We start from the raw sequence: 12,964 nt of genomic DNA, 5'->3' as shown, positions 1-12,964 counted from the left end.
TTTCATTTATTATTTACGTTTTCCTTAGCCCTCTGTAAGAGTGTTTTAAGCTGTTCAGCCTCTTTTTCTCCTCTAAATCTGCTAATTAACGAAATAAAAGTAGCTAATTCCTCTTCACTCATATTTTCTTGGATTATAGGTAATAACCTAGAAAGAAATTCCTTGTCTAAATTCTCCAAAAGCTCAATATATTCTGGTATGGTTAAATCTGGTAAATCGTTAAATAACGTGATAAGAGATGTTGAGATCTGAGACATTAGATCCCTAATCAAATTCTTAAATGCTCCTATCTGCTGTTGCTTATCTAACTTACTTATTTCCTCGACATCCTTCTTAAGCTTCTCGAGATTCTTAAGTAATTTATATTTATGAAATTCAAAGTTCACCATAGCATTTCTCACGTTTTTCGACGCTATATACCTTATTTCATCAACGTCCCTTATAACGTTAATATACCCCTTAAAGTACAAATCCTCTATTATTCTCTGAATAGTGTCCTTAGTCATAACGTAACTTAATGCTGAAAGGCTAGAGGATGGTATCCCGGCTGGACCAGCTTGGGCTATAGCTATCAGTACAATTCTCTCCTTCTTACTCAGAAAATCCATGTGGTGTATATATGGTTAAAGATTAAAAAGCTATTAAAGAATATAACGTGTGATTAAAGCAACATCACCGGGCAAAATACTTTGGATAGGAAGTTATAGTGTAGTATTTGGAGGAATTTCCCACGTATTCGCTATAAATAAGAGGGTAAAGTGCAGTATAAAAGGGAGTAATTCAGATGAGTTAATCTTTCACACCTCATATGGAGAATTTAAGAACAGAGGTAATGAGTTAATAAATTCCGTTATAGATACGTTTAAGGAAAGACTCGGAGTGGAATTAAAGGGATATGAGGTAGAGTTATATAATGATAATGAGTTCATAATTGACGGAAAAAAGACCGGCTTAGGTAGTTCATCAGCCTCAACAGTGGCATTAACTGCATGTTTTTACTACATGATAAACAATAAGATAGATTTAATGGAAATTCACAAGCTAGCTCAAATAGCTAATTATAAGAGACAGAAGGGAATAGGTAGTGGTTTTGACATAGCATCAGCGGTATTTGGAAGCATAGTTTACAAACGTTTTAATGATTTGGAAAAAATGGACTTTTATTACGAGAAATTAAGATTGAAGGGAAACTATGATATGATTTTAGGATTCACTGGTAGGAGTTCTGAGACTGTAGGGTTAGTTAAAAAATTCGTTGAGAAAAGTAAAGATGAGGACTTTAAGGAGTTGATGAAACTAATAGATGAAGAAAACATGATGGCAATAAAACTCATAAAGTTAGATAAAGTAGATGAGGCTGTAGAACACGTGAGGTTAGCTAGGAATTATTTGAACTATTTAGCTAGGAACGTGATTAGGGTTAACTTAGTTAGCGAGGAGGAAGAGAGGCTTATCAGAATCGCTGAGAACAACGGTGCTTTACTAGCATTATCGCCGGGGGCTGGAGGTGGCGATTCAATATTCGCTTTAGGTGAAAATTTACATAAAGTCAGAGAGGAGTGGAGACAAAGGGGTTTAAAAATAATAGATGTAAAGGAAGATGATGGATTAAGAATCGACGAATTGTCATGATAAAAAGAACAGCAAACCTCGCCCTTTACGGCGGGGAGGAGATCAGCCTAATTAGGTAGTGCCTCAATGTTTACCGGAAAAAACTTATTATTCAGATTTACCAGAGTAAGCGCATGGTTAAGATTCTAAGAGTAGGGAAAAAGTTCGCTATATACTTGCCTAAGGAACTTGTTGAAGAAACGAAAATTAAAGAGGGAGACTTGTTGATGGTCATTAAGGAAGGAGATAAGATTTCGCTTATTCCTCTTAAAAAGCCGACAAAATATTGGGCAGAAATAGACGCTGATGAGGCTGAAGAGGTTGGAGAAGAGATTACTAAATCACTCGGAATTAATAGTTGACACTTCTTTTCTACTCCCTTTTGTAGGTATTAAAGTTAAAGGGATAGATGAAAGATTACTGGAAGGAAAGAGGATTTATTACCCTTCCCTAATGTTAACAGAACTTATTGCAGTTATAATGAAAGAGGTGAGAAAACTCAAGTTAAAGAAAATACCGGAAGAAGCAATTAAAGGATTATTCTACATAAATAGCACTGTTAACTTCATCACCTTGGAAGACTTAAACTTAGTGTATGAAATCATAAGTGAGGGTTGGAACGATATATTCGATGCTATATTATATTCCTCATATGCTTCTACCAAAATACCATTGATAACTCTAGACAAGATGTTCTACGATTTTCTCAATAAGAAAGGTTTTAACGTTAGTGAAATCATACTTCTCTAAATTCCTAGTCCACATCATGCCAAATAGGGAAACTCATAAACCTTCCATGTGTGGACAATAATTTGGTTGTTTTGATATAAATTGAATTTTCTTTATTGTGGAAAAGTATTTTTAGGGTTAGGGCGAGAAGATGGATGGGTTTGATTTCCTAATACTCACCTAACTTAACAAGAAACACAACGATGAGATGGCTAAAAATATTCTTCTACAACACAATTTACTCGAAATCTATTGGCATATGTTGGAATAAAATTGAATTTTATGGAGGTGAATGAAATTGTTGTCCACACACTCCTCCCCTTAGAGTGTTCCCTTAGGGCGGTTCACAAGTTTACCGCCTTCACCACTTCATAGCTAGTGGGCTTTAGAGCCCGCTCCATTCGTCCAGCGATAGCTGGATCTTCAGCCAAATTACCCCTATCCCTTTTCCCTCACTCCACCCTCCTCGAGACTTGGGGATATGTACTGAGGAGTAGGAACACACTCTCATTACCCCTTTTTGGCTTCCCTCCTCCCCAATGATCTTCCTTCACTTAAAAACTTTACCCCAAGGTGAGGCTTGTCCTTCCTTTGTCAAGTTGGAAGACTTTACTACCTCACACTACCCTGTCTTTCGCAGTTGGCTAATTATGAGCTTGATGTTATGGAGATTATTTAATCGTTGACGAGAGTTAAATAGTGAATTAGTCATTATGAGTTTGGGCTGTCTTCTTCATACCTTAGGAGTAGTCTTCATGTTTACGTAACATTAAATGGTTAGAAAATTGGAGGGAAAAGGTTACACGATAAGGCATCATCCAGGATTAATGCAAGACAAGAGATTAGTAGAACTATTATTCAAAGTTTAAAGCTAGTAAGCATAGACTTCACATGGAACTCAGCAAGATGACTGAAACATTCCTCCACAATATATTCAAAATCTATTATGGTCGGGATTTAACTCATAATAAGTTTCAATTAATGGTTACTGAACCTTTCAAAGTCTCCCAGTCTCGAACATTATCTATATTTCCTCTTCACTCTATCTTTACAATCTTCATACATATAGACGTGTTAAACGAGGATAAAAAGGATTTTTGGATATCGCGGTGCTAATTTTGAATCAACTCCGTAGTTTCCACTTTTACCATTATTAATATCATTTTACCAATATTACCAATGAGAAGTTTTGCCATCTTTCTTCAACTCCACGATCGGTTAAGGCAACTAACATGATATTTAAGCTTTAACTGTCATAAAAGGCAGAGTTGAATATATGATTTATTAAGACTTTCTCAGTCGGGCAATATAAAATACGTCAGAGAGGTAATAGGTATTACGTCTATGAACTAGAAACGATAAACAGTTACGTAAAGGAAACTTACGTTGGTCCTTTAGATAAGATCGTCGAAACTTATCTCAAATTGAAAAATGGAATCGGGGGTGTGGGGGTATCCCCCACAGTGGACCGGCCGGGATTTGAACCCGGGACCTCTCGGGTGCGAGCCGAGCACTCTTCCAGGCTGAGCTACCGGCCCAATAAATAGTATAGGGAGAATGTATTTAAACTTAAACATATTGATGACTATCTTGAAGTGTAGGATTCACACTAGATCGGTTGTCAAGTTTGTTGTTAAGATAGATGTAAAATTTTAAGAATCGATTAGAGCGTAAAGTTTTATAAAGCGTGAAAATTAAGAGAATTTCTAATGGATAAAGTCATAGACCTAATATCAGAACTACCTAGTGATGCATTACTGAACGTAGTTCAATTACTTACTTTAGATACTCTCAGTAGAGTAGATAGAGATATGATTCTTTTTCAACTTGGAATAAATATAGGTCGTAATATAAACAGATCTAGCTTTAGAGGTTTGATCAACTTAATACAATTATGCGATTATTACCCTAATTTGTGTAAAGGAATAGCCAGAGGAATTTATGAAAGTGAGGCTATAGATAAAGATTTGATATTAAATTTAGGTAAATCAAGTCCTATAATGGCTAGGGAGCTTCTCGCAAATTTGGATCTCTATAAGTTTCCAGAAGTTATGAAAAGTTTAGCGAATAACGTAAGTCAACTAAAATACTTACCTAATGTTGGAAGTAATATTGCAAAACAAATAGATAAACTACCATTCGAATATAGAAATCAAATAATAAATACGTTGAAAGATAATGGAATGTTCTTATACGAGTTTTTACAAACGGTAAATTTGAGTAAAATCGATAATATTGATCAGTTTATTGGTAAAAACAAGGATATAGATGAAATAATAGGCTATAGGTTAAGTGAGTTAAATGATAAGTTAAAGGAGAGATTGTTAAACTTTCCTACTATAGCTAAGGGAGTAGGAAAAGGGTTTCAGAATCTTTCATACTATTGGAAGAGAAAAGTCATAGAAAAAGTAAGGGAAGATAAGGAATTTGCCAAAGGTTTTCTCTCATCTGTAGATCTAATATCTTTAGAGGATGAATTCGTTGAAGAAATTATAAAAGTAGCAACACAAGATGAGGAACTTTCCAAAATACTTGGAAAAAACTTTGGTGAAAGTTTTCCATCCCTAAATGAATTTTTAAAGAACGTTTCATTTAAAATTGCAGAAAATAATCCTAACTTCGCATATGGATTCGGAGAAGGAATTAGTTATTCCATCAGTAGTTTTATAAATTTCATAAGGGGGAAAAGCTATGAACTTAAAAGAGAAGAACAAGAACGTATTTTAGAGTTAGCAGATAGAGTTGATTCCTTTGCGAAGGGTTTGTTAATGAACATTAATTCTCTCTTCTTCTTTGAAAATAAGGAAAAAGTGATGACACTGGTGCTGAAGTATGATGAGTTTTTATTGCAATTTGTAGAACAAATGGGTAGGAGAATAAGTGAATTTAACCTCTCTAGACTGGTCATCTCATTAAGAGGAAAAGTTGCCTTTGAACTTGGTAGGGTGCTTTGTAGAAATTATGCCAGTCTTCCTAGAGAGAATAGAAAAATTATTTTATCTCTTTTAGATAAAAACAATGAGTTAAAGGAAGGGTTTATTGAGTGTTAATTCACTCTAGTTCCTTTCCCTTGGTCTCCTTTAACACTGCTAGAGATGCTAAAGATATTGCAAAGTATATAGCGAAGATTAATCCGAAGAAATACCAATTATTAGCATAATTCTCTCCTATTAGAGCAGCAACAACTAGCGGAGCTAATCCACCGGCGAAAGGAGCTGCCATGTGATAGCTTAAACCTGTGCCAGAGTACCTATATTTGGTAGGGAAATTCTCAGCGAAGAATGCAGGTATTATCGCATAGGATCCTAAAACTGCTATAACCATCAATAACTGAGCTAACAGTATTAGTAAGAAATTCAACTTTAACAATAGTAAAACGTAAGGGAAACTGAATATAAATCCAAAGCCAAATGCTGTTATCATTCCAATTCTTCTTCCTATTTTATCGGCATATATGGAAAACGCTATTGTTATAAATATTCCAATTAGTGAAGATATTGTAACTGATAAAAGTGCCAGGTTCCTTGAGAAATGTAGCCCGACTAAGAAGTCAACAGAATAAACTGAATATAAATAGAATCCTGCGTTTTGTGCAGCCCAAGAAGCAGCTAACAACAGAATCTTACTCCAATACTTTCTCCAAACCTCAATGGAGGGCACTTTCGAAACCTCTCCTTTTTCTAAAATGGATTCAAAGAGAGGACTTTCGAGCAATATTAATCTTATTATAATACCTACTATTGCGGCAATTGCCCCTATCCAGAATGCTAACCTCCACCCATAGTTATAGAGACTTAAAGGTGAACTATCAGGGAATGAGGCGAACAAACCTAACATCCCTGAAGCCCATAACAGTCCTATCGGAACTCCTTGTTGTACCCAACTTCCCCAAAAAGCTCTCCACTTCGATTTAGCGGCATATTCTGTTAACCATGTTGTAGCACCGCCCCATTCACCTCCTACACCTATTCCTTGAAGTATCCTAGCAATGGTTGCTATAATTAATGATCCGAATCCAAGCACTGCATAACTTGGGAGAAATCCTATAACTCCCGTTCCTATTCCCATTAGTACTAGATCCCATAATAAACCAGTTCTCCTTCCCAGTTTGTCACCTATATGTCCAAAAATCATGGCTCCTATAGGTCTGGCAACAAAACCTACTGCATAAGTTGATAAAGAGATTAGTAAAGCCGTTATAGGAGAGTAGAAAGGAGGAAAGAAAAGTTTCGGGAATATTAAAGAGGCAGCGTAACCATATAAGAAGAAATCATACCACTCTATTGTAGTTCCTAACGACGTTCCAGCTGCTACTTTGATCACTTGAGTTGTACTGATTTCTTTCCCTCCCATATGTATGAATTACTGGTAAAGTTAATAAAATTAATGTTTTACACAAATATAGAATTTTTGTTTAAAAATTTAAATTTGATCTCAAATTTATAAATATGTTTGAATTCTACTATTGATCCAAAAAGCCATACCCTCAATATATAATTCTAACTATGTTTACCATTACACGTCTACTATATTTTAGTCTGATTTATACTATTATGAATAATACTGACTTCCTCCCACCTAAAGAGCTAGACTTTCCTCAACTTTGTAAATAACTAATCCATTACAGATCTAAAGATCGAACATAATTGGATCAAGTTTAAAAACTTTCACTTATGAGCAAATTATGGATATATGGGGGTAAAAATATTAATCACTCACATACAGCTTATTATTGTACAATTTAAATCCTCATGACACTACTATACTTACATTTATTACTAAAATAATAATATAGGATGATGCTAATATTCTTTGTTAACTATTTTAAAGTAAAATAGTTAAACAAGATAAGCTTAATATAGTTTGAAGACTAAAGTTAATTGAAATGAGCTACAGTATAAATGATATAAAAGCCATTGTCGAAAATCCATCCATAAAAGGGTTCAAAATGAGTATAAGAAAAGCTAGGGATTTTTCAGAAAATAATACTTTCCAGTCTATTTCAAAGACAACTGTGAAAGAAGGGATGAATATGGGTAACATGTGGATAAAGTGTTTTAAGGAAAGAGCGGAATGCGATGTAGTAAATGAGAAAGGGGAATTGTTTATAATTAATTTTAAGGATAAGATAATAATTAAGCTGGAATATATTTAAATAGATAAAGCACCTTATTCAAGAGTGTTAACATGTAAGTTGAATATAAAAACATCTATTGTATTGCCTATTTATGAAATGTAAAATAGCTGTCGATATAGGTGGTACTTTTACCGATTTTATTATCCTTAGAGAGAACGGAGGAGTAAGCACTCTTAAGGTCTTAACGAATCCCAAAAATCCCGGTGAAGTCATAAAAAACGCCGTGAGTAGTTTAGATTGTGAGGTTGATGAGGTAATACACGCAACAACGCTAGCTACTAATACGTTGCTTGGACAAGAAAATCTAAGCATACCTAAGACTGCTCTTCTCATTACCAAGGGATTTAGAGATATAATAGAGATAGGTAGGCAAAACAGACCTAGATTGTATGACTTATACTTCGAAAAGCCTAAACAAATTGTAGAAAGAGATCTGAGAATAGAGGTTGACGAAAGAGTTAATGCCAATGGGAATATAATAAAAAGTGTAAATGCTGAAGAAATATCTAAGATATCCAAGGAGTTAAGTGAAAAGGGTGTAATATCCATAGCAGTGAGCTATCTTCATTCTTACCTTAATCCACAAAACGAGCTTATAACTAAACAGGTCTTAAAGGATCGTTTTAAGTATATATCAATATCCTATGAGATAGCCCCAGAGCCTAGAGAATATGAAAGAACGTCAACTACCGTGATTAATGCAGCGCTAATGCCTATCGTTAGTTCTTACCTAGAGAATTTAGAACACTCTTTGCCCACTAAAAACTTTTACATAATGTCAAGTTCGGGCGGTATTATAGATGTAGAAGAGGCGTCAAAGAAACCCGTACAATTGATAGAATCTGGTCCGGCAGCGGGAGTTATTGCTTCAGCCAACTTCTTACCAAATGATAGTTTGATAAGCTTCGATATGGGAGGAACTACCGCTAAGGCTGGAGTTATAATAAATGGTGCTTATGAGATAACGTCTGAATATGAAGTTGGTGGAGAGGTTCATCACGGAAGAGTGGTTAAGGGAAGTGGATATCCCATCAGATTCCCATTCATAGATCTAGCAGAAGTGTCGGCAGGAGGAGGTACAATAATTTGGAGAGATGAAGCTAACGCTTTAAAGGTAGGTCCAATTAGTGCTGGTGCCGATCCAGGTCCTATTTGTTATAATAAGGGAGGAAATAAACCAACGATAACTGATGCCAATTTGGTCTTAGGTAAGTTAGGGGATGAGTTAATAGGTGGTAATCTAAGACTAAATAAAGAAAAGGCTTTACAAGGTTTATCAAAGTTAGGTGATCCTTTTGAGGTAAGTAGAAATGCCCTAGAACTAATAAACTTGGAGATGGCTAGGGCTATAAGGCTTGTCACTGTGGAGCGAGGTCTAGATCCTACATCTTTTAGCCTGATAGCTTTTGGCGGTGCTGGTCCGCAACACGCACTATACCTCGCTGATGAAATTGGTATTAAAAAAGTAGTAGTACCACCTTACCCAGGTCTCTTCAGTGCTTTAGGTCTTTTACTTGCAGATTGGAGATTTGAGATTAGAAAGTCATTTCCTAAAGACCTAGAAAAGGAGTATAAGGAGTTGGAGAAGAAGTTGTTAGAGAGACTTAAACAAGTCGATTATTTCATAAGATACGCCGATATTAGATACAAGGGTCAAGGGTGGGAGTTAACAGTACAATTGCCAAGTGAAGTTAACGAGGAAATAGTGAGGAAAACATTTGAGGAGAAACATTTATCGACTTATGGATTCATTATGAAGGATAGAGAGATTGAGGTGGTTACTATTAGAGTTTTTGCTGTAAGGAAAAGGCTTATTCCTAAGATATCTTCAAAATTCGGGAGTGATGATAAACCAGTAGGACGTAGGAAAGTGATGATGGAAGATGATTGGATAGATGCTGATGTTTTTGTCAGAGAGAAGTTACCTAAGGGACTAAGGATTAAGGGACCTGCAATAATTGAAGAATATAGTTCAACTACAGTAATTAAGCCGGAGTGGAATGCAATAATAGATGATTCGATAATACTGGTGAGAGAATGACCAATTGGGAAGTGGTTCATAAGGCTTCAGAATTTATTGCAGAAGAAATGGGTGTTATGCTAAAGAAGTCAGCAATGTCTCCAAATATTAGGGAGAGAATGGATCACAGCTGCGCTATATTGGACAAGGATGGTAATGTAGTAGCTCAAGCTGAGCACATACCAGTCCACTTGGGCTCGTTTAGAATAGGTGTCAAAAACACTTTGAAAATGGTAAATTTGGAAGAAGGAGATATGGTAGTATTGAACGATCCTTACATTTCGGGAACTCATCTAAATGACGTAATGTTGCTAGCTCCTATTTATTACGGAAATAAGTTAGTAGGTTACGTTGTAAATAAAGCTCATCAGGTAGACGTAGGAGGACCATCCCCCGCTAGTCTGAACCCTCAAGCCTCAACGATCTATGAAGAAGGATTGGTAATACCACCCGTAAAGTTGGTCAAAAGAGGTAAGATTGATAATGAAATTATAAATATTATTAAAGAAAATTTCAAAGTACCAGAAGTATCGTTAGGTGACTTAAATGCTCAGATCTCAGCAAATCTAACCGGAATAAGTAGAGTTAAACAACTAGTTGATAAGTATGGTCTGGAAACAGTTTTAATATCTTGGGAGAAATCAATTGAATATAGTAAAGAATTAAGTCTCAAGGAGATTTCAAAATGGAACGTAGGCGAAGCAGAGGATGAAGACTATTTAGAATTAGATGAAATCAAAAAGATTAAATTGAAAATAAATGTTACCTACGACGGCATTTACGCAGATTTCACTGGTACGGATAGGCAAGTTAACCTACCTTATAATGCAGTATACGGCGTTACGTTTTCAGCTGTTAGCTTTGTTATAAGATCCCTAATACAGAAAGAAATACCCACTAATGAAGGATTCTATGGCATAATTAATGTAAAAGCACCAGAGGGAACAATAGTAAATCCAATAAAACCTGCTCCAGTTGGTGGCGGGAACGTTGAGACTTCTCAGAGAATCGCTGATGTCACTTTCAAGGTCTTATCTCATATAATCCCAGTTCCAGCTGCGGGTTCTGGAACCATGATGAACGTGATGATGGGAGGTATACATAATGGAGTATATTGGGCATATTATGAGACTATTGGAGGAGGCACTGGCGGTAGACCTAACAAAGATGGAGTATCCGGTGTTCACGTAAACATGACAAATACACTTAACACTCCTATAGAGATTGCTGAGAGACAATATCCAATTCTATTTACTGCTTATAAAATTAGGGAGGGTAGTGGTGGTAAGGGAAAGTACAAAGGAGGGGATGGAATAATAAGAGCATTTAAAGTGTTAGACGAAACTAGACTATCCATAATGGCTGAAAGGTTTATAATACCACCTTGGGGTCTAAATGGAGGAGAAAACGGTAAACCCGGTAAAGTAACGATAGTGAGGAATAATGGAAGGATTGAGAACATGCCTAGTAAGTTTTCAACATTACTTAAAGAGGGAGATGAGGTCATTATTGAAACTCCTGGTGGAGGAGGATACGGTAAGTATAATTAAGTAGAAAATAAGCTAGATAAATTTACTGAACTTACTCCCCTGCTATAGATGATGAGATTTTTTAAGTCTTATTTCTTAAGGTTATTTCTATTGGGTGCTTAGATCTATATAAAGTGTTCTGGACTATTTCTAGGTTAAACTTTATTAAAATAGTCGAAGAATATTTGTGCATGGATATTTCAGTCTTATTGGCATCTCTCGGCATAAGTGTATTAGAGTTATCCGAGGCAAGTGCTGTAGCGGTGATCTTTCAAGGCATATACAAAAACTTTAAGCCTATCCTTTATGCGATAGCAGGAATATTACTAGTGCTCCTCCCGGTTTTTCTTTTAGGTAGATACATAGTTTTCTTACCGATAGAATACGTGTTATTAGCTGCTGCAGTCATATTAGCTTATTTCGGTTACAGGTTACTAGCTAGTGCTAGGAGAAGCTTTAAGGGTATAAGAAGAAAGCATGAGGAAAAAGAGGAAGGAATTATAACAGTGTTTGTAGTCTCAGCTACTGAGGCCTTGGAGGCTGGTCTGGTCATATTAGCATTAATTCCACAAAGTTTCTCGTCTACGCTTCTAGGTACTCTAATAGCAGTGGTGGTGGTAATAGCTCTAACGATTGCGTTAAGGGCTCAAATTATGAAAATAAGGGTTCCGCACCTTAAATTTGTTCTCTCGGCTTTACTTTTCGGTCTTGCCACGCTATTTATGGGTGAAGCTTTGTTGAATATAGATGAGGTTTTCCTACCAGTGTTCTTTGCAGTCTTCCTAGGAGTTAATTATGCACTTATAAAGCTTTAACACTAAAACGTCTTATTGATATTTATACTATGCATTGTTGTTAGTGTTATAAAAAATTAGGAAATCTTATCTAGTATTTAGAATTATACCAAAAAAATATTACGTTTCTATATTGGATATTATAATATCATTTAATTTATAGATAAATTAAAAAATTGGAAGGAAAAATTCTTATATTTTTATTCATCTCCCTGATCGTTATCATCATGATCGTGTTTGTGTTTTCCATGATTTTCATTCGTACCAGTAACTCCTTGATGGCTAATCTCTTCATTTCCATACTTTATTATCAAGAACGGTATATTACTAACAGACTTTGCTTCTGGGCTCTGTGATACTTGATAAGATATCTTAATATTAACTGTATATGTACCCTTCGTTAAATACACTGCGTACTGACCTTTCCCATGTAGCATTAGGGTAAAAGTATAGTTTGCAATATGAATAGTGACATTAAACTCAGAGAATACGTCTTCCAATACGTCCTTTACTAATTTTATTGTATAAGTACCATTGGCTGAAACAGTAACAGTCGCATTTTGGGTTAGAGTTCCACTTTGCCCTGCTGTTAAGTTACCTAGGTTAAATGAAGCGGAAATTGTTTGGATTGTAGGAGAAGTAACGTTATAACTTATATTGGCTAAACCTCCCGTAACCTCTTCGCCTATCACTATTCCTCCAGCTAATACGGTAGCTAACAATATTCCGATTAGGGCTAACTTATTCATTTTTTGAACACCTAAATATCATCTTGTAGTTTCATTCTTATAAGGTACAGTTCCATTTTTATGATATCTAACCATTTAGTTTAGGCAGGGTAAATCAAGAATTAAAGTTCCATTAAAATGAAACACATTGAAACACATCAACGTTAAATTCAAGATAACTAATTGAAAGTCTCGGTACGGGTCTCTTAATAAGAATATGTATGAATTATGATTTGATAAAAATGGGAGAGACAGTATATAATTTTGAGGAGGACGAAGGGGAAAAAGAAAGTTACATAATAGATACGAAGAAAGTAACAATTATATTATTGATAGGGATATGTATATATGCAATAGTAGATGCAATAATAATAGCTACAAGCGGATATAATATGGAACTACTTCCACCCAATTAA

The 12,964-nt window shown here is 35.4% G+C and carries 12 protein-coding genes, 1 tRNA gene and 1 pseudogene; 10 read left to right on the top strand and 4 right to left on the bottom strand.

Going from position 1 to position 12,964, the window contains the following annotated elements; genetic code table 11:
• Positions 1-2: 2 nt before the first annotated feature.
• Positions 3-608 carry a hypothetical protein gene (locus BFU36_RS06965; RefSeq protein ID WP_069282898.1) on the bottom strand — a complete coding sequence of 202 codons (606 nt, stop codon included), beginning with the start codon at positions 606-608 and terminating at the stop codon, positions 3-5.
• A 49-nt stretch (positions 609-657) separates the two neighbouring features.
• Between BFU36_RS06965 and BFU36_RS06960 the strand changes: the two genes are divergently transcribed.
• The 4 genes and pseudogenes from BFU36_RS06960 to BFU36_RS14220 all read left to right on the top strand — a co-directional run.
• Entirely contained in the window at positions 658-1,632 is a 975-nt protein-coding gene (locus BFU36_RS06960) for a phosphomevalonate kinase (RefSeq protein ID WP_069282896.1), read from the top strand.
• A gap of 113 nt (positions 1,633-1,745) precedes the next feature.
• Positions 1,746-1,973, top strand: coding sequence for an AbrB/MazE/SpoVT family DNA-binding domain-containing protein (locus tag BFU36_RS06955; RefSeq protein WP_069282895.1), 228 nt, complete (start codon positions 1,746-1,748; stop codon positions 1,971-1,973).
• On the top strand, positions 1,933-2,361 hold the full coding sequence (locus BFU36_RS06950; protein ID WP_069282889.1) for a PIN domain-containing protein: 429 nt from the start codon (positions 1,933-1,935) through the stop codon (positions 2,359-2,361). The genes BFU36_RS06955 and BFU36_RS06950 overlap by 41 nt, the downstream gene beginning before the upstream one ends.
• A 1,262-nt stretch (positions 2,362-3,623) precedes the next feature.
• Positions 3,624-3,776: pseudogene (locus tag BFU36_RS14220) on the top strand (putative integrase); the annotation flags it as partial.
• 28 nt (positions 3,777-3,804) lie between these two features.
• Here the strand turns inward: BFU36_RS14220 and BFU36_RS06945 are convergent.
• Positions 3,805-3,878 (bottom strand) — tRNA-Ala (locus BFU36_RS06945).
• A 171-nt stretch (positions 3,879-4,049) separates the two neighbouring features.
• On the opposite strand from BFU36_RS06945, the gene BFU36_RS06940 reads away from it, so the two are divergent.
• Positions 4,050-5,390 carry a hypothetical protein gene (locus BFU36_RS06940; RefSeq protein WP_069282887.1) on the top strand — a complete coding sequence of 447 codons (1,341 nt, stop codon included), beginning with the start codon at positions 4,050-4,052 and terminating at the stop codon, positions 5,388-5,390.
• Between the two features lies 1 nt (position 5,391).
• On the opposite strand, the gene BFU36_RS06935 is transcribed toward BFU36_RS06940, so the two are convergent.
• A complete protein-coding gene (locus BFU36_RS06935) occupies positions 5,392-6,693 on the bottom strand; it encodes an MFS transporter (protein ID WP_069282885.1) in 1,302 nt (433 codons plus the stop codon).
• A 532-nt stretch (positions 6,694-7,225) separates the two neighbouring features.
• On the opposite strand from BFU36_RS06935, the gene BFU36_RS06930 reads away from it, so the two are divergent.
• From BFU36_RS06930 to BFU36_RS06915, 4 genes are all read left to right on the top strand, one after another.
• Positions 7,226-7,495, top strand: coding sequence for a hypothetical protein (locus BFU36_RS06930; RefSeq protein ID WP_069282883.1), 270 nt, complete (start codon positions 7,226-7,228; stop codon positions 7,493-7,495).
• 73 nt (positions 7,496-7,568) lie between these two features.
• Positions 7,569-9,518, top strand: coding sequence for a hydantoinase/oxoprolinase family protein (locus tag BFU36_RS06925; protein WP_069282877.1), 1,950 nt, complete (start codon positions 7,569-7,571; stop codon positions 9,516-9,518).
• Entirely contained in the window at positions 9,515-11,047 is a 1,533-nt protein-coding gene (locus tag BFU36_RS06920; RefSeq protein WP_069282876.1) for a hydantoinase B/oxoprolinase family protein, read from the top strand. The genes BFU36_RS06925 and BFU36_RS06920 overlap by 4 nt, the downstream gene beginning before the upstream one ends.
• A 170-nt stretch (positions 11,048-11,217) precedes the next feature.
• Positions 11,218-11,841: a hypothetical protein gene (locus BFU36_RS06915; RefSeq protein ID WP_069282875.1), complete on the top strand. Its 624-nt coding sequence runs from the start codon at positions 11,218-11,220 to the stop codon at positions 11,839-11,841.
• A gap of 179 nt (positions 11,842-12,020) precedes the next feature.
• On the opposite strand, the gene BFU36_RS06910 is transcribed toward BFU36_RS06915, so the two are convergent.
• A complete protein-coding gene (locus tag BFU36_RS06910) occupies positions 12,021-12,569 on the bottom strand; it encodes a hypothetical protein (protein WP_069282874.1) in 549 nt (182 codons plus the stop codon).
• Positions 12,570-12,790: 221 nt separating this feature from the next.
• Here BFU36_RS06910 and BFU36_RS06905 point away from each other — a divergent pair, with 221 nt between their 5' ends.
• Positions 12,791-12,964 carry a hypothetical protein gene (locus BFU36_RS06905; protein ID WP_156770063.1) on the top strand — a complete coding sequence of 58 codons (174 nt, stop codon included), beginning with the start codon at positions 12,791-12,793 and terminating at the stop codon, positions 12,962-12,964.

This window comes from Sulfolobus sp. A20, assembly GCF_001719125.1.
Taxonomy (GTDB): Archaea; Thermoproteota; Thermoprotei_A; order Sulfolobales; family Sulfolobaceae; genus Saccharolobus.
The sequence above is the reverse complement of the archived record's forward strand: the minus strand, read 5'-3'. Positions and strand labels throughout refer to the sequence as shown.

Bases quoted from the DNA above. Each gene is read 5' to 3' on its own strand.
- BFU36_RS06930 (WP_069282883.1), top strand. From the start codon at position 7,226: ATGAGCTACAGTATAAATGATATAAAAGCCATTGTCGAAAATCCATCC.
- BFU36_RS06920 (WP_069282876.1), top strand. From the start codon at position 9,515: ATGACCAATTGGGAAGTGGTTCATAAGGCTTCAGAATTTATTGCAGAA.
- BFU36_RS06925 (WP_069282877.1), top strand. From the start codon at position 7,569: ATGAAATGTAAAATAGCTGTCGATATAGGTGGTACTTTTACCGATTTT.
- BFU36_RS06965 (WP_069282898.1), bottom strand. From the start codon at position 608: ATGGATTTTCTGAGTAAGAAGGAGAGAATTGTACTGATAGCTATAGCC.
- BFU36_RS06915 (WP_069282875.1), top strand. From the start codon at position 11,218: ATGGATATTTCAGTCTTATTGGCATCTCTCGGCATAAGTGTATTAGAG.
- BFU36_RS06955 (WP_069282895.1), top strand. From the start codon at position 1,746: ATGGTTAAGATTCTAAGAGTAGGGAAAAAGTTCGCTATATACTTGCCT.
- BFU36_RS06905 (WP_156770063.1), top strand. From the start codon at position 12,791: ATGGGAGAGACAGTATATAATTTTGAGGAGGACGAAGGGGAAAAAGAA.
- BFU36_RS06935 (WP_069282885.1), bottom strand. From the start codon at position 6,693: ATGGGAGGGAAAGAAATCAGTACAACTCAAGTGATCAAAGTAGCAGCT.
- BFU36_RS06910 (WP_069282874.1), bottom strand. From the start codon at position 12,569: ATGAATAAGTTAGCCCTAATCGGAATATTGTTAGCTACCGTATTAGCT.
- BFU36_RS06940 (WP_069282887.1), top strand. From the start codon at position 4,050: ATGGATAAAGTCATAGACCTAATATCAGAACTACCTAGTGATGCATTA.